Source organism: Pseudomonas sp. AC532 (genome assembly GCF_979258965.1).
Window position 1 is genome coordinate 4403664 of the sequence record NZ_OZ409888.1, and the last position, 20606, is coordinate 4424269.

Genomic DNA, 20606 nt, shown 5'->3' on the forward strand with positions numbered 1-20606 from the left:
GCGGCGGCGGCCATGATGACGGCTCGAACAAGAAGACGAGGCTGGCCATGACCACGACCCTCCACCACCGTGCATGCCACCTGTGCGAAGCGATCTGCGGGCTGACCCTGGCAGTCGAGCAAGACGCCAGCGGGCAGCCGCGGATTATCTCCATCAAGGGCGACGCCGACGATCCCTTCAGTCGCGGGCATATCTGCCCCAAGGCGGTGGCGCTGCAGGACATCCAGAATGATCCGGACCGCCTGCGCCAGCCGATGCGGCGCGTTGGTCAGCGCTGGGAGGCGATCGGCTGGGAGGAAGCCTTCCAATGGGCGGCGGAGCGCCTGGCAGCGGTGCAGGCCGAGCACGGGCAGAACGCCGTCGCGGTCTATCAGGGCAACCCCAGTGTGCACAACTACGGGCTGATGACCCACAGCAACTACTTTCTCGGCCTGTTGAAAACGCGCAATCGCTATTCCGCCACCTCGGTGGACCAACTGCCCCATCACCTGACCAGCCATCTGATGTACGGCCACGGTTTTCTCATACCGGTGCCCGACATCGATCACACCGATTTCATGCTGATCCTTGGCGGCAACCCGCTGGCCTCCAACGGCAGCATCATGACCGTGCCAGACGTGGAAAAACGGCTCAAGGCGATCCAGGCGCGCGGCGGCCGCCTGGTGGTAGTCGACCCACGGCGCAGCGAGACGGCCGCGATTGCCGATCAGCACCTGTTCATTCGACCCGGGCAGGACGCCGCGCTGCTCCTGGCAATGCTCTGCACGCTGTTCGACGAGGGCCTGGGGCGCAATACCCATCTGCCTGTGACCGGGCTCGATGCCGTGCACTGCGCCGTGTTGCCGTTCAGCGCCGAGCGGATGGCGTCGCGCTGTGGCGTACCGGCGCAGACCATACGCCAGCTGGCCCGCGACTTCGCAGCCGCTGACCGTGCGGTTTGTTATGGCCGTATGGGGGTTTCCACCCAGGCGTTCGGCACGCTCTGCCAATGGCTGGTGCAGGTCATCAACCTGGTGACCGGCAACCTGGATCGGGTCGGCGGGGTGCTGTGCACCGAGCCGGCGGTGGACCTGGTGAGCACACTGTCCGCAGGGCACTTCGACCGCTGGCAGAGCCGGGTGTCCGGGTTACCCGAATACGGCGGAGAACTGCCGGTGAGCGCTCTGGCCGAGGAAATGCTCACGTCCGGCGATGGCCAGGTACGTGCGCTGATTACCGTGGCGGGCAATCCAGCATTGTCGACGCCCAATGGTCGGCAGTTGGAGGCGGGGCTCGAAGGCCTGGATTTCATGCTCAGCGTGGACCTGTACATCAACGAAACGACCCGCCATGCCGACCTGATCCTGCCTTCTACGGGGCCGTTGGAGCACGACCATTACGACACCACCTTCAACCTGTTCGCGGTGCGCAATGTCACCCGCTTCAACGAGGCGGTGTTGCCCAAACCCGATGGTGCACTGCACGACTGGGAAATCTTCATCGGCCTGGCCAGGGCCTTTGCGGCGCAGACCGGCGTTGCCTTGAAACCGACGCAGCCGCCGCAGCAGATGATCGACCTGGGGCTGCGCTTGGGCCCCTATGGCGATCAGTCGCCCCTCAGGCTGTCGCTGCAGGCCTTGCGGCAATATCCCCATGGCCTGGATATCGGCCCGCTTGGTCCGAACCTGGCGGCGCGCCTGAAAACCGCGGACGGCCAGGTGCAGGCCGCCCCGGCCTTGCTGTTGGGCGACCTGGAGCGCTTCGCCGCGGAGCCTGCCGTCGACCCCGACCAGCTGTTGCTGATCGGCCGCCGTCACGTGCGCAGCAATAACTCGTGGATGCACAATTACCACCGGCTGGTGAAGGGCAAGCCGCGGCACCAGTTATTGATGAACCCACAGGACATGCAGGCGCGCGGGCTCGCGGATGGACAGCGGGTAAGCATCCGCTCGCGGGTCGGCACGGTGGAGGTCGAGGCGCTCGCCAGCAGCGAGATGATGCCGGGTGTAGTCAGCCTGCCGCACGGGTGGGGGCACGGACGACCGGGTGTGCAGATGGGCATCGCCAGCGCGACGGCAGGGGCCAGTGCCAATGACCTGACCGACGAGCGCCTGCTCGATCGGCTCTCCGGCAATGCAGTGCTCAATGGCGTGCCGGTGCAGGTGGTGGCAGCCTGAGCGACCGGTGCAAGCCGATGCAGCATGGCCGAGCATTGCGCTCGGCTTTTGGTTACAATGCGCGCACCGTATCGACCCGTGAGTCGGATAGTCCAGTTCTGAGGTGCCCCCATGGAAATCATCGAAACGATCAAAGAGCAGATCGCCAGCAACACCGTTCTGCTGTACATGAAAGGCGCTCCAAATGCGCCACAGTGCGGCTTCTCTGCCCGCGCTGCGCAGGCCCTGATGGGCTGTGGCGAGAAGTTCGCCTACGTCGACATCCTGCAAAACCCGGAAATCCGCACCAACCTGCCGAAGTACGCCAACTGGCCGACCTTCCCGCAACTGTGGGTCGGCGGTGAGCTGGTTGGCGGTAGCGACATCATCAGCGAGATGTACGAGAAAGGTGAGCTGCAAACCCTGATCAAGGCCGCCGTGGAAAAAGCTGGCGCCTGATCGCCGGACGGTCACGAATCCGCAGTCAGCGATGACTGCGGATTTTTTTCGCCTGCAAAAAGGTGTTCGGCCGCTGAGAGGGCGAGCGCTCCAGCACCTGCACTGTGGGTTGGTCGTCCGAGCGCGCCCGCCTCAGGGCAGGGTCACATCGAGTACGCGAATACAGCCAGGTTGTGGGTAGTGCCAGTGCACGTCGACATCCCACAGGCGCACGCCGTAGCGGCGCTCCGGCTGGGGTTGCTGGTAGGCCGGGCGTGGGTCCTGGGCCAGGCACTGGCCGATCAGCTCGACCAGCGGCTCGTTCAGGCGCAGCCCATGTTGGTTGGCCTGAGCCAGCGCGCTGTCTTGCCACTGCACCTCGATCTGCACCGGTGCGTCGGCAGCAATGTGGTTAAAGGCGCCGGGCACGCTGTCGGCATAGGGCACATAGGGTTTGACGTCGAGCACCGGCGTGCCGTCGAGCAGGTCGATGCCCGACAACCAGAGGCGATCCTTCTCGACCCTTTCCAGCTTCACCACCGATTGGCCGATGCCGTTGGGCCGATGAGTGGCTCGGGTGGCGAATACGCCAATAGCGCGATTGCCGCCCAGGCGTGGCGGGCGCACCTTGAGCCTGGGCTTGTCTTCCAGTGCCTGGTGAAACAGGAACAGCAGCCAGACATGGCTGGCCTGCTCCAGGCCCTGAACCGCATCGCCCTGGTCGAACGGTGCGCACAGTTCGAGCACGCCACGGGCTGCCGGTGCCAGTTGCGGCTGGCGCGGAATGGCGAATTTCTCCTTGAAGCAGGAGCGCACATAACCGATGGGCGAAACCAGGTAGCTCATGGCGTATCAGTCACGCAGGCGCTGGGTCAGGCCCTTGAGAAAGTTGCGCAGGAACTGGTCGCCGCAGGCGCGGTAGTTGCTGGTCCCCTGCTTGCGAAACAGCGCGCTCATTTCCGGCTTCGACACGGGAAAGTCGACGCTGCGCATGATCGCGTGGACATCGTCTTCCTTCAACTCGAAGGCCACGCGCAGCTTCTTCAGCACCTGGTTGTTGCTGACCGGCAGCTCCAGTGCCGGGGCCGGGCGGCTGTCATCCTTGCCGCGCTTGAAGTACACCAGGCCGTCGAGGGCATGGGCCAGCAGTTCGTCGCTGCAGTCCTGGTAACCCGGCTCGTCATCCTTCTTCAGCACCGCGGTGATCTCGTCCACGGCGACCGTCTTGCCGCCCAGCTGCACGATCTCGGCCAGTTGAGCATCGCTGACATCGAGCATGTAGCGCAGGCTGCGCAGCACATCATTATTGAGCATGGAAATTCCTGATTGCAGGGGCCGTGCCAGCGGGCGCGGCCGGGAGAATTGAGGTTAGAAACGTTCCTTGGCGCCCAGATAACGCCATTGCCCAGGTTGCACCTTGGACATCGGCACGCCACCGATACGGATACGCTTCATGCCCAGTACCTTGAGGCCAACGTTGTTGCACATGAATACCAGTTGCCCGGGCAGGGGGTTCTTCATGGCGAAGCGCAGGCGCGTTTCGTTCTGCCAGCTGACCTTGCAGGGCGCCAGCGCGGTGCCGTTGAACACCAGGCCGTGGTTGAGGCGTTTGAGGTCTCGCTCGGACAGCTCACCGCTAACCTCCACCACGTACTCCTGCTCCAGCTTGCCCAGGTCGTCCTTGAGCTTGCGTTCGATGCGCCAGTCCTGAGTCAGCACGTGCAGGCCATCGGCACCCGCCTGCAGGGGAATACAGGGGGTCAGGTTGCTGAAGTGACCTTTGAGGGTGCGCTGCTCGGAGCGGTCTTCGGGCCAGCGGTCATCCGGGCCAATGGCCTCGGCGGCGCGTTCGGGATAGCGCCCGCTGGGGATGTGCAGCAGCAAGGTGACCGGTACCAGGGGTTCTGCAACGGCGTCAGGCAGCAGTTCGACGGTTTCGTCGGTGACCTTGCGCTGCGGCTCGTCGACCACCTCGCCATTGACCGTGACCCAGCCACCCTCGATGTACAGTTCGGCCTCGCGGCGTGAGCAGCCGGTCAGTTCGATCAGGCGTTTGGAGAGGCGCAGGGGTTCGGTCATGGCAGGACATCGTCAGCGAAGTGATGCCCATTGTACCGCCGTGCGGCGAGGGATGCGCGCGGCATGAAGAAAGCCGGGCAGGGCGCCCGGCTTGCAGGCACTGCCAATCAGAAAATCAGCGAGAAGATACCGATCACGACCAGCAGGCCGATCAGGAAGATGATACCGATGGTGCTGCCGAGAAACTTCAGCATGGTGCGACTCCTGTAGTTGTCCGCTCAGTATTGGGACTGGAGTGCGCCAGGCATCGTTCAGGGTAATTATCCCTTGCTGACACAGAGCTGCGAAAACATAGGCGACGCAGCCAGCGCAACACTGGTGGCGGCCCCGCAAAGCAGGCTAAAAAGCGAAGTGTACGAGTTGTACATGAGCATTTTTAGCCTGCTTTCAACGCAGCGATGGCAACGTGCTCCTGCATGCAGGAGGTAGACGCCGGATGCCAACGCCGAGGTGGTCTTCTAGCCGCCGAGGTAGGCGTCACGCACCTTCGGATCGTCAAGCAGCTCTTGCCCGCTGCCCTGCATGACGATTCGGCCGTTTTCCAGCACGTAGCCACGGTCCGCCAGCTTCAACGCCTGGTTGGCGTTCTGTTCGACCAGGAATACCGTCACACCGTCTTTGCGCAGCTGTTCGATGATCTCGAAGATCTGCTGGATGATAATCGGTGCCAGGCCCAGCGACGGCTCGTCGAGCAACAGCAGCTTGGGCTTGCTCATCAGCGCACGGCCGATGGCGAGCATCTGCTGCTCGCCGCCGGACATGGTGCCGGCACGCTGCACCAGCCGTTCCTTGAGGCGCGGGAACAGGTGCAGCACCTTGTCCAACTGCTCCTGATTATCCGCCTTGCTGCCGAAGAAGCCGCCCATGGCGAGGTTTTCCTCGACGGTCAGGCGAGCGAACACGCGGCGGCCTTCCGGTACCACGGCGATGCTCTTGCGCATGATCAGCGGGGTTTCCATGCCAACCAGCTCCTCGCCCTGATAACGGATGCTGCCGCTGGCGGCCTGGGGGCTGCCGCACAGGGTCATTAGCAGGGTGGACTTGCCGGCGCCGTTGGCGCCGATCAGGGTGACGATCTCGCCCTGACGCACTTCCACACTGACGCCGTGCAGTGCCTGGATCTTGCCGTAGAAGGTGGAAACGTTGTCGAAATACAGCATTACGCTTCCCCCAGGTAGGCTTTGATCACATCCGGATTGTCGCGGATCTGCTCCGGCGTGCCGTCGGCCAGGGGCGTGCCCTGGTTGATCACGAAGATGTGGTCGGAAATGCTCATGACCAGTTTCATGTCGTGCTCGATCAACAGCACGGTGACGTTGTGCTCATCACGCAACACGCCGATCAGCGCCTTCAGGTCATCGGTTTCCCGCGGGTTGAGGCCGGCGGCCGGCTCGTCGAGCATCAGGATGCTTGGCCGCGTCATCATGCAGCGGGCAATTTCCAGGCGGCGCTGCTGACCGTAGGCCAGGGTGCCGGCGGTGCGGTTGGCGAATTCGGTCAGGTTGACCTGTTCCAGCCAATGCGCCGCGTAGTCCATGGCCTCGCGCTCGCTGCGGCGAAACGCCGGGGTCTTGAACAGCCCGGAGAGGAAATTGGTGTTGATGTGGCGGTGCTGAGCGACCAGCAGGTTTTCCACCGCGGTCATCTCCTTGAACAGGCGAACGTTCTGGAAGGTACGCACCACGCCCTTGCGGGCGATCTTGTGGCCCGGCAGGCCTTCGATCTGCTCGCCGTTGAGAAGGATGCTGCCCGAAGTCGGTTGGTAGAAACCGGTCAGGCAGTTGAACACCGTGGTCTTGCCGGCGCCGTTCGGGCCGATCATCGACACGACCTGTTTTTCATTGACCGAGAGGCTGACCCCGTTGACGGCCAGCAGGCCGCCAAAACGCATGGACAGGCCGCTCACTTCTAGAATCGGGCGGCTCATCGTTGTTTCAACTCCAGGTGGGGGCGCTGCATGGGCAACAGGCCCTGCGGACGCCAGATCATCATCACGATCATGGTCAGACCGAATATCAGCATGCGGTACTCGTTGAAGTCGCGCATCTCCTGCAACAAGGTCATCACGATGGCGGCGAAGATGATGCCCAACTGCGAGCCCATGCCGCCCAGTACGACGATGGCGAGGATCATCGCCGACTCGATGAAGGTGAACGACTCCGGTGTCACCAGGCCCTGGCGGGCGGCGAAGAAGCTGCCGGCGAACCCGGCGAAGCTGGCGCCGATGGTGAAGGCCGAAAGCTTGACCGTGGTCGGGTTCAGGCCCAGCGCGCGGCAGGCGATCTCGTCTTCGCGCAGCGCTTCCCAGGCGCGGCCGATCGGCATGCGCATCAGACGGTTGATCACGAAGATGGCCAGCAGCACCAGCAGCAGGGCGATCAGGTACAGGAAGATCACCTTGTAGGTGGAGTTATAGGCGATGCCAAGGAAGTCATGCAGGGTCTGGCCGCCATCCGGCGCGCGGCGATCCAGCGACAGGCCGAACAGTTCCGGCTTGGGGATCGAGCTGATGCCGTTCGGGCCGCCGGTGATGTCGGTCAGGTTGCGCAGCATGATGCGGATGATCTCGCCGAAGCCCAACGTCACGATGGCCAGGTAGTCGCCGCGTAACCTGAGCACCGGAAAGCCCAGCAAGCAGCCGAAGGTAGCGGCCATCAGGCCGGCGATCGGCAATGCCGTCCAGAAGCCGAAACCGGCGTACTCGGCGAGCAGCGCATAGGTGTAGGCACCCACGGCGTAGAAGCCGACGTAGCCCAGGTCGAGCAGGCCGGCGAGGCCGACCACGATGTTCAGGCCAATGCCCAGCATCACGTAAATGAGGATCAGCGTGGCGATGTCCACTGCCGCGCGGGAGCCGAAGAACGGCCAGGCCAGGGCGACCACGAACAACGCCAGCATGATCCAGCGCTGCACGCTGGGCAGGGTCATCGCGTCCTTGAGGTTTTGCGGCACGCTGGGCAGGGCGCCCTTGAGCCTGTCACCGCCGACCAGGCGATCACGCAGCACCAGGTGCCAGATGAACAGCAGGGCCGCGGCGATGCCGATGGTCCACAGGGTCTGGGCGCTGGCGCCCTGGACCTGCAGGCTGATGCCGACGACGCTGAGCTTGAGGCCGAGAATCGGGTAGGAGATCAGCAGCAGAAGAATGCTGCTGAACAGGGCCGTCTTGAGGTTCTTGCTCATACCTTTTCAACCTCCGGGCGGCCGAGGATACCGGTCGGACGGAACAGCAGCACCAGCACCAGCAGGCTGAAGGCGACCACGTCCTTGTACTGGTCACCGAAGATATCGGCGCCGAACGCTTCTGCCACGCCCAGTACCAGGCCGCCCAGCACGGCGCCAGGGATACTGCCGATGCCGCCCAGTACCGCGGCGGTGAATGCCTTGATGCCGGCGAGGAAGCCCAGGTGCGGGTTGATCACGCCATATTGCATGCCCAGCAGCACGGCAGCGACGGCAGCCAGGGCGGCGCCGATGACGAAGGTCAGGGCGATAATATTGTTGGTGTTGATGCCCAGCAGGTTGGCCATCTTCAGGTCTTCGGCGCAGGCGCGGCAGGCGCGGCCCAGGCGGGAGCGGGAGATGAACAGCGTCAGGCCGATCATGGTCAGGAAGGTGACCACGAAGATCAGCACCTGCATATAGGAGATCACCACGCCGTTCATGGCGCTTTCGCCAAACACGAAGTTGCCGGGCAGCGGGTTGGTGATGGCCTTGTCCTTGGAATCCTGGGAAAGCATCACGGCGTTCTGCAGGAAGATCGACATGCCGATCGCGGAAATCAGCGGGATCAGCCGGTTACCGCCGCGCAGCGGTCGGTAGGCAACCCGTTCGATGCTATAGCCAAACGCACTGGTGACGATGATGCTCGCCGCGAAGGCGCAGATCATGATCAGCGGCAGGCTGTCGAGGCCCATCATGGCCAACAGGGTGATGGCGATGAAGGCCACGTAGGAACCGATCATGTACACCTCGCCGTGGGCGAAGTTGATCATGCCGATGATGCCGTAGACCATCGTGTAGCCGATGGCGATCAGGGCATAGGTACTGCCGACGGTTAACCCGTTGAGCAGCTGTTGCAGGTAGTGATAAAGATCAGGCATTGCCTAACTCCTGGGTTAACGCGCACGACCGCGCTCGTGGCGCAGCGCGAAACCGGGGTTTTTTCATAAACAAAGCCCACTGCAGCAGTGGGCTCTTGGTTCAGAACCTGCTCATGATCTGCTGCGCGTCGGCCCTGCTGCGTCAAGAGCAGGCTGGATTGCCAGCTCAGTCGGAATGCTCATGTACAAAAGTACACTCCGCTTCCCGGCCTGCTCTTGTCTTGCATGGCGCTAGCTCGCTAGCTCATGAGTCAGCTTCTTCGGCGGGGGACTTACTTGGCTTCGCTCTTGGTACCGTCCTGGTGCCATTCGTAAACCACGAAGTTGAAGTCTTTCAGGTCACCTTTCTCGTCGAAACCGAGGGTGCCGGTCGGGGTCTCGAAGGTGTTGGCGCGCAGGGCGGCCGCCACTTCGGCGGTGTCGGTGCTGCCGGCCTTCTCGATGCCGCCGGCGATGACCTGGACAGCGGCGTAGGCCGGGAACACGAACGGACCGCTCGGGTCTTCGTTCTTGGCCTTGAATGCATCGACCAGCGCCTTGTTCTTCGGATCCTGGTCGAAGGACTGCGGCAGGGTCACCAGCATGCCTTCGGAAGCCGGGCCGGCGATGGCCGAGATTTCCTTGTTGCCGACGCCTTCCGGGCCCATGAAGCGAACGGCGAGGCCTTTTTCCTTGGACTGGCGCAGCAGCAGGCCCAGTTCCGGGTGGTAGCCGCCGTAGTAGACGAAATCCACGCCCTGTTGCTTGAGCTTGGCGATCAGCGAGGAGAAGTCCTTGTCGCCGGCATTGATGCCTTCGAACACGCCAACCTTCACGCCCTTGGATTCCAGGGTCTGTTTGACCGCGCTGGCAATGCCTTCACCGTACTGCTGCTTGTCATGGATGACGGCAACGTTCTTGGGCTTCACCTTGTCGGCGATGAAGTTGCCGGCGGTCGGGCCCTGCAGGCTGTCCAGGCCGATGGTGCGGAAGATCAGCTCGTAACCACGGGCGGTGATCTCCGGGCTGGTGGCAGCCGGAGTGATCATCAGGATGCCTTCGTCTTCGTAGATGTCCGAAGCCGGCTGAGTGGAGCTGGAGCACAGGTGGCCAACGACGAATTTTGCACCGTCGTTGACGATCTTGTTGGCTACGGCCACGGCCTGCTTGGGATCACAGGCGTCGTCGTAGACCACGCCTTCGAGCTGAGCACCGTTGACGCCACCGGCCTTGTTGATCTGCTCGATGGCCATCTTGGCACCGACGAACTGCATCTCGCCATACTGGGCTACAGCACCGGTAACCGGGCCGGCCATGGCGATCTTGATGGTGTCGGCAGCGACCGAGTAGCTGGCGGCGCCAGCCAGGGCCATCGCGGCGAACAGCTTGGTAACCTGCTTAGTAGCGTTGTTCATGAGTGCTCCACTCGTTGTGTTCATTGTTGTAGTTCTGGTAGCCAAAGCAGCAGAACCGGAGTCGACTTTCCCGGCCATACCCCCGGCAACTGTACCGATACAGTGTAGAGCGCTGTTTTGCGCCTTGAAAGTCGGCAGTCGAGAGAGAAGGGTAGGAATGTCGCGTAATCGCAAGAAATGTATAGAAAAACGGCGGATTCCTGACTGGCGGAAGGTTGACACGTCTTGCCTGCCCCTCTCCCGTGGCTATCATGGCGACCGTCACGTAACGGCCTTCACGATGGAACCTGCCATGAATGAACAACCAAGCACCCTCTATGCCAAATTGCTTGGCGAAACCGCCTCTATTACCTGGCAGGAGCTGCAGCCGTTCTTCGCCCGCGGTTCCCTGCTGTGGGTCGACAGTGGCGAGGATCTGATCGCGGTGGCCGAGGCCGTCGCCGAAAACCAGCGGGACCGGGTTGCCGCCTGGCTGGACGCGGCACGTATCGCGGTAATGGACGATGCCCGTGCCGAGGATCTGCTGAGCCGCGATCCGCCTCTCTGGGCAGTGGTGGTGGCACCCTGGGTTCTGGTGCAAGAGCGCGCTGAAAAGTAGCATCCGTCTCGAACGCTCGTTTCAACCGCTCTGCAATGGGCCTTTGGTCGGAAAAGCGGGTGGTTGCGGTGATCGCTTTTGGTGCCTTTCGTGCACCCATGCGGTGCGTGATAGGCCTGGGATCATCGCGGGTCTGCGCTGTCTATGCTTGAACGTCAGCCTGCCTGCGCTGCATTCCAGCGACTTCGTCGAGGAGATCACCATGTTCGAGCCCGGCCATCTGTTTCGTGGTAACAGCGTTGCCAGCGAAGACCTCCCAACCTACGCCGTCGACCTGCACTACGAGGTACGCCAGGACGCCGCCGAAGGGCCCATGCTGCACATGACTCTGAAAGGGGACATTGGCGGCAAGGCGTTCGACGAGTCGTTCGAACTGCACCGCGATACTGCCTTCAACTTCGCCAGCGTGGTCAGCCGCGTGGCGCACAAGCACGGGCTGCCGACAAGCGTGGTGCTGATCAGCCACGAGCACGAGGAGTTCGACCTGATGTTCGATGACATCCGCCAGCGCCTGGGTGCTCACGGCGGTGATCCGGTCGACCTCGATCACTTGGAAAAGGATGGCCTGTAGGGGGCGCCAGCCAGCTCCATCATTTCGACGCCGCAGGGCTGCCGAGCACGCCCATCGGGCCGGAGCCATGGCAGGGCGCAGGCGGCATGGCGTAACCTGACGTGCCGGTCGACCCCTGGGGTCGGCGTATGTCTGGAGTCGTGCATGAAACTATCCGCCAACCTGACGATGCTGTTCACCGAGCGGCCCCTGCTGGAGCGCATCGTGGCCGCCGCTGCCACCGGCTTCGACGGTGTGGAGATCCAGTTTCCCTACGAAGTGCCGGCGCTGCGCCTGCAAGAGGCATTGGCGCGCGCAGGGCTGCCGTTGGTGCTGATCAATTTCCCCGGTGGCGATTTCGCGGCGGGCGGGCCCGGGCTGGCCGCCGTGCCCGAGCGCCAGGCCGAGTTCGACCACGCCCTGCGAGAGGCACTGACCTATGCCGCCATGGCGCGTCCGCTGCTGGTCAACGTGCTGCCTGGCCGGCTCGCCGCGGGTGTGGAGTCCGAGCAGGCGCTGGCTACGCTGAGCGGCAACATTCGCAAGACCGCCGACGCGTTTCAGACGCTGGGCATCGGCGTGGTCAGCGAGGCGATCAATCCTGTCGACATTCCCGGTTTTCTCGTCAACACGCCGCAGCAGTTGCAGGCGCTGTTGGCGCAGGTCGACCACGACAATTTCCGGGCGCAGCTGGATATCTTCCACATGGCGCGGCAGGGCATCGATCCGGTCAGTGCCGTTGCGACGCTGGCGGGGCAGATAGGCCATGTGCAGTTCGCCGATTTTCCCGGGCGAGGCGCACCAGGCACTGGCACGCTCGATTTCGCCGCGCTGCGCGAGGCGCTGGAGGGGAGTGGGTACGGCGGTTGGCTGGGCGCCGAGTATCGCCCCGAAGGGAGCGATACCCGTGCCAGCCTGGGCTGGATGAACGCCTGGCGGTCAGTTCATCAGGGGTGAGGAAACGCCGACTTCAGGCGTCTTGAGCGCCAGGTTTGCCTGCTCGGCTCGCTGCGGTGCGCTCTGGTTGTAGGCATGGCGCCACAGCGGGTGCTGTTCGGCCTGTTGCCACAGCTGGGCATGCAGGCGTGCCAGCAGCACCGGATCACTGAGCAGGGCCAGCTTGCTCTTGCCGTCGAGCTTTTTCGGACCCAGCTCCAGCGCCTCCTGCAGGGCCCGCTGGCGGGCACGCTCGATCAGCGCAGCCTCACCGTGACGGGCAGTGGCCATGGCGCAGGCCAGCGCATTCGGGAAGGGCCGCAATACGGCCTGCAGAAAGCCGTTTTCCATGGCGTGATCACGGTTGTGCCGGGTGTAGGCATAAGTGGACAGCAGTTCCTGCGGCGGGTTGGATTCCTCTGGGATGAGGAACAACTTGCCGCTCTTGCTGCGCAGGCCGAGGCTGAGGCGACTGGAGAATACCGAGACCGGAATCGACAGCATCAGCGACACCACGATCGGCGACAGCCACCACAGGAAGTTCGGGTCGAGCCAGGCCACGCCCGCCGTCCAGACGATGCCCAGCAGTGCCTGCCAGCCATGACGGCGTGTGGCGTCGCCCCAGGTGGTGATGCCGTTGTCACGCTGCGGGGAATTCCAGGTGGCCGACCAGCCCAGGAACGCCGCGGTCACGAACATGGTGTGGAACAGCATGCGGACCGGCGCGAGCAGCACCGAGAAGAACATTTCCAGCAGCATGCTCAGCGTCACCTTGAAGGCGCCACCGTAGGCCTTGGCGCCCTTGATCCAGATGAGGATCACGGCAAGCAGCTTGGGCAGGAACAGCAGGGTCAGGGTGGTGGAGAATAACGTCACGGCCAGCTGCGGGTTCCAGCGTGGCCATACCGGGAACAGCTGGCCCGGCACCAGGAAGTACTGCGGTTCCATCAACGTGTGGATGGCCAGCAGCGCCGTGGAGAGCAGCAGGAACATGAACCACAGCGGTGCCGACAGGTAGGACATCACGCCGGTGAGAAACACCGCGCGGTGTACCGGGTGCATGCCCTTGACCAGGAACAGGCGGAAGTTCATCAGGTTGCCATGGCACCAGCGGCGGTCACGCTGCAACTCGTCGATCAGGTTGGGTGGCAGTTCCTCATAGCTGCCCGGCAGGTCGTAGGCGATCCACACGCCCCAGCCGGCGCGGCGCATCAGCGAAGCCTCGACGAAGTCGTGAGACATGATGGCGCCCGCGAACGAACCCTTGCCTGGCAATGGCGCCAGGGCGCAGTGCTCGATGAACGGCTGCATGCGGATGATCGCGTTATGGCCCCAGTAGTGGGATTCACCCAACTGCCAGTAGTGCAGGCCCGCGGTGAACAGCGGCCCGTAGGCCCGCGTGGCGAACTGCTGCAGGCGTGCATAGAGGGTGTTCATGCCGGCGGCTTTTGGCGAGGTCTGGATGATGCCGGCCTGTGGGTTGGCCTCCATCAGCCGCACCAGCTTGGTCAGGCACTCGCCGCTCATCACGCTGTCGGCGTCGAGCACCACCATATAGCGGTAGTCATCGCCCCAACGGCGGCAGAAGTCATCGATGTTGCCGCTCTTGCGCTTCACACGGCGGCGGCGGCGACGGTAGAAGATGTTGCCGAAACCCTTGGTTTCCTGGCACAGCTCCAGCCACGCGCGCTGCTCGGCGACCGCGATGTCGGCATCGCCGGTGTCGCTGAGCACGAAGAAGTCGAACTGATCCAGTTCACCTGAGGCGGCGACCGATTCGTAGGTGGCGCGCAGGCCGGCGAAGACCCGCGGCACGTCCTCGTTGCAGATCGGCATGATGATCGCGGTGCGGGCCTTGGCGTCGATCTTTTCGTCACCGGCACTGCTGCCGGAAATGCCGTAGCGGTCATAGCCGCGCAGCAGCTCCCAGAAGCCCATCAGCGCCGTCCAGAAGCCCGCCGACACCCAGCAGAACAACAGCGAGAAGAGCGCCAGGATGCTGCCCTGCACCACGTACGGCAGCACTTGCAGCAGGCTTTCCCGCCAACCTTGCTCCATGACCTCCTGCAGATTGATCAGCGCCCAGCCCTGATAGGGCAGGATGCTGTTCATGTACCAGGTGGCCACGGCGGTTTGCCCCAGCATCAGCAGCAACAGCACATAGCGGCGCAGCGAACCGACCCGGCGCCAGCGCGCCGGCTCCAGCTCACGTTTCGGCGGCCGTGGTGGGTTGCTCTTGCCGAGCAGCGAGCGCCAGGCGCGTGACAGCAGGTTGGTGCGCCACGGTTCGGGGGTCATCTTGGTGCGCCGCAGTGGCGGCGCGGCGCGCAGGATGGGCCGGCCCGCGGCGTCCAGCGACAGCAGGCCCGTGGCCTCCAGTGGCTCGCCAGCGCCGAGCTCGATACGCCGGGCAGCCGATCTGTGCAGCGCCTCTTCGGCCGTGCTTGCCTGCGTACTGCCAAGGCGACTGTGCAGTTCGGTGAAATCACGGCAGTCTGCCAGGGCTTCACGCTCGGTGGCACTCAGCGGCAGGCTGTCCAGGTACTCGTCCAGGGCGGACTGCTCGGTGTTGTTCATTGGGCGGTAACCGTGTTGGGCGGGAGTTGATAGCTCCAGGTTTCGCTGAGGGTCTTGTCACCCTCGACCAGAGCCGCGCGCATTTCCACCGCTTGCTTGGGATCCTTGACCTTGAAGCGCACGACCATGCGCCAGCCTTTGGTCGCGGGGTTGTATTGCATTTTGTTGTCCAGCACTTCGGCGTTGTCGTTGATGCTGAAGTTCGATGCCACCGGCGCATCAGGCTTGAGCTTGGCCAGCGCCGGGCCTTCGAAATCCACCAGCAGGGCGATGCTGCCATCGAGCTTGCGGGTCAGGTTGGGCTGTCGTACTTCGCCAGCGCTGCGCATGGTCTGTTTGACCCAGGCGGTGTCCTTGCCCAGTTGGGCGCGTTCGTCCTTGGTCCAGTGCATGCGGTAATCGAAGGTCATCGGCTCGCCCGGCTTGGGCTGCTCGGCCGGTGTCCAGAAGGCGACGATGTTGTCGTTGGTTTCATCCGGGGTAGGGATTTCCACCAGCTCGACCTTGCCCTTGCCCCACTCGCCCTTGGGCTCGATCCAGGCACTGGGGCGCTGCTCGTAGCGGTCGTCGAGGTCTTCGTACTGGGAGAAGTCGCGACCGCGCTGCAACAGGCCGAAGCCTTTCGGGTTCTCGACCTCGAAGGTGCTCACGGCGAGGTTCTGCGGATTGTTGAGTGGGCGCCAGATGTGCTCGTCGCTACCGGTGTGGATGGCCAGGCCGTTGGAATCGTGCAGGGCAGGGCGGTAGTTGGGTTTGCTCGAACGCTGGCTGGGGCCATACAGGAACATGCTGGTCAGCGGCGCGACGCCAAGCTTGTTGACGTTGTCACGCAAAAATACCCGCGACTGCACGTCGACCACGGCATCGTCGCCCGGGCGCAGGATGAAGCGGTAGGCACCGGTGGCGCGCGGCGAATCGAGCAGGGCGAAGATCACCAGGTGCTTGTCTTCGGGCTTCGGGCGCTCGATCCAGAATTCGCGGAAGTAGGGAAATTCCTCGCCGGTCGGCAGCGCGGTGTCGATGGCCAGACCACGGGCCGACAGGCCGTAGACCTGGTCCTTGCCGATCACGCGGAAATAGCTGGCGCCGAGCATGCTCATGATCTCGTCGGACTTGCCCTTGACGTTGATCGGGTACATCACGCGGAACCCGGCGTAGCCCAGGTCCTTGATGGCATCCTTGTCGACCTGCAGGTCGCCGAAGTCGAATCGCTCGGGGTCGTACTTGATTTCCTTGACGCTGGTGGCGGTCACTTCATTGATCTTCACCGGGCTGTCGAAATGCATGCCCTGATGATAGAAGCTCAGCTTGAAGGGGGTCTTGCTGTCAGCCCACTGGAACTTGTCTTCGCGGGCCTTGATCTTCTGGTAGTCGGCGAATGACAGGGTGCGCAATTCGTTGGGCAGGTTGCTGGCGGGGGTGGCATAAGGCTTGTCCAGCAGCTCTTTGGCCTCGGAGGCCACGTCATCGATCGAAAAAGCCAGTGCATGAGCACTGAACAGCGAGGTGGTGCAGGCCAGGCACAGCGCGGCTGGAAGCATGCTGTGACGGACAGATGCCTTGACGGTTTTGAGGATCACGGATCCCTCCAGAAAACAGTAGGAAACAGCGGCACGGTGGGCCGAACATCTCCTTCGGACCGTTATGCTCGCAGATGATTCCTGGGAATTTCCCACCGTTTCGCTTGGTGCGTCTCGTAGCGCGGCGCATGCCAGCGCTGGCGGGGCAGATACCTGCCATCGATGGCCGGGCCAGGCTCCATCACTGTGCGTGCCTGGCCCGCAACCCTGGCTTTAGCCAGGGCAGGGGCAGAGAGCAGTGCCGCGCCGGGCCGCCAAGGCCACTCGCGGCCAGTGCTGGGCCAGGCATGCAGTGGAGGGGCCCTCAGGCGGTTTTGCGTTGCACGGGCAGCCATTTGAGGAGGCGTTTGCGCGTCGGCACCACGGCGTTCTCCTGGGCCCACACACAGAGGATCACCGTGAGCAGCAGGTACAGTGGGTAGAAAACGATCGACGGGGTCTGTTCGCCGGCCTGCACGGCGCACTGCGCCCAGTCTGCGAAGCAGTCGCCGGATGCCACGCCCACTAGCATTTCCGAACGTGAGAACAGCGTGAAGGCTGGCACGTGCAGCACGAACAGCGGCAGCGAGGCCGCGCCCAGGCGCTGCGACCACCGCTGCAGCGGCTCGCTGCTCGGCGACGGCGCGAGGGCGCAGATGTAGATCAGCATGATCTGCACGGGCATCAGCAGACCGTTATGCAGCAGGTAATACCAAAATTGCGGACCCTCGATCAACCAGGCTGCGCCCAGGAAACAGGCCAGCACACTGGCGATCATCAGCCCGATGCCGCCAGCGCCTGGCGTGCGACCAGCGTCCTTCATGTCACGGAACAGGCCATAGGCGAGGATCCCGGCAAGAAACTCTGGCAGCCGCACCAGTGGGTTGCGGTGCAGAATGCCGGTGAACGGCATGCCATAGTCACCATTGAGAATGACCAGCGCCGGCGGAATCATGTAGATAAGGGTGAGCACGCCCAGCCACAGCACCTTGTGCTTGAGGCGCGCCAGGCGCGGCGCCACGAAGGGAAAGGTGAGGTAGAAAAAGAACAGGGTGGAAATCGACCACAAGGGCGCATTGAAGGTCAGGTAGAAGGGGTTCCAGGCCTGCAGCATCAGCAGTTGCAGTGCGCTGTTGAATGCCAGCTCGCCGTTGCTCATGAAATGTTCGAGCGTGGCGCGGGAGATCTCGCTCATGTCCTCGTTGGTGTCGTACACCACGAAGCGAATGCTGGCCTTTGTGTCGTCCGGCGGGATGCCCAGGCTGCTGATGACGAAGATGACGGAAATGGTCAGCAGCAGGGAAAAGATGTGCAGCGGATACAGGTTGGCGAAGCGCTTGCTCCAGAAGCTCACTGCCGGTTCGCGCAGCACACCGCGCTTGCAATACACGTGGGCGAGCAGAAAGCCGGAGAGCACGAAGAAGGTGCTGGTGGCGAAGAAACCCACGCCGCTGAGCTGCTTGATGATCGGCAGCTTCTGTTCGGGGTAGTTGTGCAGGGTATGGAAGACCACGATGTACAGGCCGAGTATGAAACGCAGCCATTCGAGCCCGATGAAGTGTTCCTTGTCGGTTCGGGTCATTCCCGTTCTCCTTATATCGACCAACTCCCGGGCACTCGGCGGCCTGCGCAGACGGCGGAGCTGCGCAGCCTTGCGGCAGCGGGGTCAGCTTCTGACAGCGTCAATCGCGTTTCGATCTATCTGATTTGCCGGGGCGGCAGGAGGCGGGGCGGCGCAGCGCTGCGGTAGGCTGCCCATGTCGGGCAGCCTACCGCGCGGGACGGTCAGTCGAAGAGCACCTTGGCGACATCACTGAAGCGCTTGGCGAAATGCACGGTGATGCCTTCCTTGAGGTACTCCGGCAGTTCCTGGTAGGAGCCGCGGTTGGCTTCCGGAAGGATCAGTTCATGGATTTTCTGGCGCCGCGCCGCGATGACTTTCTCGCGTACGCCGCCAATGGCCAGCACCTGGCCGGTGAGGGTCAGCTCACCCGTCATGGCCACGCCTTTTTTCGGCGCCTTGTCGCGTGCCAGGGAGAGCAGCGCGCTGGCGATGGTGACGCCAGCGCTCGGGCCGTCCTTGGGCGTGGCACCCTCGGGAACGTGCACATGCACGGAGGCCTGGTCGAAGAAGGTCGGGTCGCCCTTGTAGGTCTTCAGGTTCGAGCTGATGTAGCTGTAGGCGATTTCCGCTGATTCCTTCATCACCTCGCCGAGCTGGCCGGTGAGCTTGAAGCCGCGGTTCAGGGTGTGGATGCGCGTTGCCTCGATCGGCAGCGTGGCGCCGCCCATGCTGGTCCAGGCCAGGCCAGTGATCACGCCGATACCGGAGAGCACCTGCTCACTGCGAAAAACCGGCATGCCGAGGTACTGTTCCAGGTCCTTGGCAGCGATCTTGACCTTGGTCTGCGGCTCTTCGAGCAGCTTGACCACCGCCTTGCGCACCAGTTTGCCGAGCTGCTTTTCCAGCTGGCGGACCCCCGCTTCACGGGCATAGCCTTCGATCAGCGCGCGCAGGGCGCTGTCGCTGATGGTCAGTTGCTTGGCCGATACGCCGGCCTTGTCCAATTGCTTGGGCCACAGATGGCGCTTGGCGATGGCCAGCTTTTCCTCGGTGATGTAGCCGGACAGGCGAATCACTTCCATGCGGTCGAGCAGCGGGCCGGGAATCGAATCCAAAGTATTGGCGGTGCACACGAACAGCACCTTGGAGAGGTCCAGGCGCAGGTCCAGGTAATGGTCGAGGAATTCGACGTTCTGCTCCGGGTCGAGGGTTTCCAGCAGCGCCGAGGCCGGGTCGCCCTGGAAGCTGCTGCCCATCTTGTCGATCTCGTCGAGCATGATCACCGGGTTCATCACCTCCACGTCCTTGAGCGCCTGCACCAGCTTGCCGGGCAGCGCACCTATATAAGTGCGGCGGTGGCCCTTGATCTCGGCCTCGTCGCGCATGCCGCCGACGGAGAAGCGGTAGAACGGGCGGCCCAGGGATTCGGCGATGGATTTGCCGATGCTGGTCTTGCCCACGCCCGGGGGGCCGACCAGTAGCACGATGGAGCCGGCGATCTCGCCCTTGAAGGCGCCCACGGCGAGGAACTCGGTGATGCGCTCCTTGATGTCGTCCATGCCTGCGTGGTGATCGTCGAGCACCTTGCGCGCGTGCTTGAGGTCGAGCTTGTCCTTGCCGAACACGCCCCAGGGCACGTTGGTCGCCCAGTCCAGGTAATTGCGCGTCACCGAATATTCCGGCGAGCCGGTTTCCAGCACCGACAGCTTGTTCATTTCCTCGTCGATGCGTTTGCGCGCCTGATCGGGCAAGGTCTTGCCCTCCAGGCGCTGGCTGAACTGTTCGGCGTCGGCGCTGCGGTCATCCTTGGTGATGCCCAGCTCCTGCTGGATGATCTTCAGCTGTTCCTTGAGAAAGAACTCACGCTGGTGCTCGCCCACGGCCCGGTTCACCTCGGCGGACAGCTCGTGCTGCAGGCGCGCCACTTCCACTTCCTTGCGCAGCAACGGCAGCACCTTTTCCATGCGCTTGAGGATCGGCACGGTGTCGAGCACTTCCTGCAGTACCTTCGACTGCGCCGTGGTCAGCGCCGCCGCGAAGTCGGTGAGCGGCGACGGGTCGTTGGGGCTGAAGCGATTGAGGTAGTTTTTCAGCTCCTCGTTGTACAGCGGGTTGAGCGGCAGCAGTTCCTTGATCACGTTGATCAGGGCCATGCCGTAGGCCTTTACCTCGTCGCGCCCGTCGTTGGCGTTGCGCGGGTAGTCGACCTCGGCCAGGTAGGGCGGGCGATGATGCTTGAGCCAGCCGCGAATGCGCACGCGGGTCAGGCCCTGGGCAACGAACTGCAGCTTGCCGTCGTCATTGCTGACATGGTGGATGCGCACCACGGTACCGTGCTCGGGCAGGGTGGAGGTGTCGAAATGGCGCGGGTCGGTGACCGGCTGGTCGACATAGAACAGCGCCAGGGTGCGGTGTTCGGTCTTGCTGACCAGTTCGAGGGTTTCTGCCCAGTGCTCCTCGTTGACGATGACCGGCAGCACCTGCGCCGGGAAGAACGGCCGATTGTGGATCGGAATCACATAGAGTTTGTCCGGCAGGTTCTGGCCGGGCAGCATCAGGCTGTGGCTGGTCTGCTCCGAAGCGATCTCGATATCTTGCGGTTCGTTCATGCGGCACCTGTCTTTTCACGTTGAGTGTTAGATGGGGGGCTGCCGGCTTTTTTCAACATTTATT

General features: G+C 63.2%; 18 protein-coding genes. 5 read left to right on the plus strand and 13 right to left on the minus strand.

Features of this window, described 5'->3' with window-relative positions; all coding sequences use genetic code 11:
- Nucleotides 1–47: 47 nt before the first annotated feature.
- Together ACZ0AV_RS20430 and grxD are read left to right on the plus strand one after the other, a co-directional pair.
- Complete coding sequence (locus ACZ0AV_RS20430; RefSeq protein WP_499152716.1) at nt 48–2156, plus strand: molybdopterin oxidoreductase family protein; 2109 nt, start codon at nt 48–50, stop codon at nt 2154–2156.
- Nucleotides 2157–2267: 111 nt separating this feature from the next.
- Complete coding sequence (gene grxD / locus ACZ0AV_RS20435) at nt 2268–2594, plus strand: Grx4 family monothiol glutaredoxin (RefSeq protein ID WP_499152717.1); 327 nt, start codon at nt 2268–2270, stop codon at nt 2592–2594.
- A 132-nt stretch (nt 2595–2726) separates the two neighbouring features.
- Here grxD and tsaA read toward each other — a convergent pair whose 3' ends face one another.
- The 9 genes from tsaA to ACZ0AV_RS20480 all read right to left on the minus strand — a co-directional run bounded on the left by tsaA (nt 2727) and on the right by ACZ0AV_RS20480 (nt 10149).
- Nucleotides 2727–3419 (minus strand): tRNA (N6-threonylcarbamoyladenosine(37)-N6)-methyltransferase TrmO, encoded by a 693-nt coding sequence (tsaA, locus tag ACZ0AV_RS20440; protein ID WP_499152718.1) that lies wholly within the window; start codon nt 3417–3419, stop codon nt 2727–2729.
- Between the two features lie 6 nt (nt 3420–3425).
- A complete protein-coding gene (locus ACZ0AV_RS20445) occupies nt 3426–3887 on the minus strand; it encodes a YehS family protein (RefSeq protein ID WP_499152719.1) in 462 nt (153 codons plus the stop codon).
- 54 nt (nt 3888–3941) lie between these two features.
- A complete protein-coding gene (locus ACZ0AV_RS20450; protein WP_499152720.1) occupies nt 3942–4652 on the minus strand; it encodes an rRNA pseudouridine synthase in 711 nt (236 codons plus the stop codon).
- A 107-nt stretch (nt 4653–4759) separates the two neighbouring features.
- Nucleotides 4760–4846, minus strand: coding sequence for a small membrane protein YohP (locus tag ACZ0AV_RS20455; RefSeq protein ID WP_111463138.1), 87 nt, complete (start codon nt 4844–4846; stop codon nt 4760–4762).
- Between the two features lie 264 nt (nt 4847–5110).
- Nucleotides 5111–5812 carry an ABC transporter ATP-binding protein gene (locus ACZ0AV_RS20460; RefSeq protein WP_499152721.1) on the minus strand — a complete coding sequence of 234 codons (702 nt, stop codon included), beginning with the start codon at nt 5810–5812 and terminating at the stop codon, nt 5111–5113.
- Entirely contained in the window at nt 5812–6579 is a 768-nt protein-coding gene (gene livG / locus ACZ0AV_RS20465) for a high-affinity branched-chain amino acid ABC transporter ATP-binding protein LivG (RefSeq protein ID WP_499152722.1), read from the minus strand. Before livG ends, ACZ0AV_RS20460 begins: the two co-directional genes overlap by 1 nt.
- On the minus strand, nt 6576–7835 hold the full coding sequence (locus ACZ0AV_RS20470; protein WP_499152723.1) for a high-affinity branched-chain amino acid ABC transporter permease LivM: 1260 nt from the start codon (nt 7833–7835) through the stop codon (nt 6576–6578). The genes livG and ACZ0AV_RS20470 overlap by 4 nt, the downstream gene beginning before the upstream one ends.
- Nucleotides 7832–8755 carry a high-affinity branched-chain amino acid ABC transporter permease LivH gene (gene livH / locus ACZ0AV_RS20475; protein ID WP_070883222.1) on the minus strand — a complete coding sequence of 308 codons (924 nt, stop codon included), beginning with the start codon at nt 8753–8755 and terminating at the stop codon, nt 7832–7834. The genes ACZ0AV_RS20470 and livH overlap by 4 nt, the downstream gene beginning before the upstream one ends.
- Before the next feature lie 272 nt (nt 8756–9027).
- Complete coding sequence (locus tag ACZ0AV_RS20480) at nt 9028–10149, minus strand: branched-chain amino acid ABC transporter substrate-binding protein (RefSeq protein WP_499152724.1); 1122 nt, start codon at nt 10147–10149, stop codon at nt 9028–9030.
- A 292-nt stretch (nt 10150–10441) separates the two neighbouring features.
- On the opposite strand from ACZ0AV_RS20480, the gene ACZ0AV_RS20485 reads away from it, so the two are divergent.
- The 3 genes from ACZ0AV_RS20485 (at nt 10442) to ACZ0AV_RS20495 (ending at nt 12254) form a co-directional block, all read left to right on the plus strand.
- Entirely contained in the window at nt 10442–10747 is a 306-nt protein-coding gene (locus ACZ0AV_RS20485; RefSeq protein ID WP_499152725.1) for a DUF2288 domain-containing protein, read from the plus strand.
- A gap of 202 nt (nt 10748–10949) precedes the next feature.
- Nucleotides 10950–11318, plus strand: coding sequence for a DUF5064 family protein (locus ACZ0AV_RS20490; protein ID WP_499153415.1), 369 nt, complete (start codon nt 10950–10952; stop codon nt 11316–11318).
- A gap of 144 nt (nt 11319–11462) precedes the next feature.
- Nucleotides 11463–12254 carry a hydroxypyruvate isomerase family protein gene (locus ACZ0AV_RS20495; RefSeq protein WP_499152726.1) on the plus strand — a complete coding sequence of 264 codons (792 nt, stop codon included), beginning with the start codon at nt 11463–11465 and terminating at the stop codon, nt 12252–12254.
- On the opposite strand, the gene mdoH is transcribed toward ACZ0AV_RS20495, so the two are convergent.
- From mdoH to lon, 4 genes are all read right to left on the minus strand, one after another.
- On the minus strand, nt 12237–14810 hold the full coding sequence (gene mdoH, locus ACZ0AV_RS20500; protein WP_499152727.1) for a glucans biosynthesis glucosyltransferase MdoH: 2574 nt from the start codon (nt 14808–14810) through the stop codon (nt 12237–12239). The genes ACZ0AV_RS20495 and mdoH overlap by 18 nt on opposite strands.
- Complete coding sequence (locus ACZ0AV_RS20505) at nt 14807–16351, minus strand: glucan biosynthesis protein G (protein ID WP_499153416.1); 1545 nt, start codon at nt 16349–16351, stop codon at nt 14807–14809. Before ACZ0AV_RS20505 ends, mdoH begins: the two co-directional genes overlap by 4 nt.
- A gap of 343 nt (nt 16352–16694) precedes the next feature.
- Nucleotides 16695–17951, minus strand: coding sequence for an acyltransferase family protein (locus ACZ0AV_RS20510; RefSeq protein ID WP_499152728.1), 1257 nt, complete (start codon nt 17949–17951; stop codon nt 16695–16697).
- Nucleotides 17952–18154: 203 nt separating this feature from the next.
- A complete protein-coding gene (gene lon, locus ACZ0AV_RS20515) occupies nt 18155–20542 on the minus strand; it encodes an endopeptidase La (protein ID WP_499152729.1) in 2388 nt (795 codons plus the stop codon).
- Nucleotides 20543–20606: the final 64 nt, after the last annotated feature.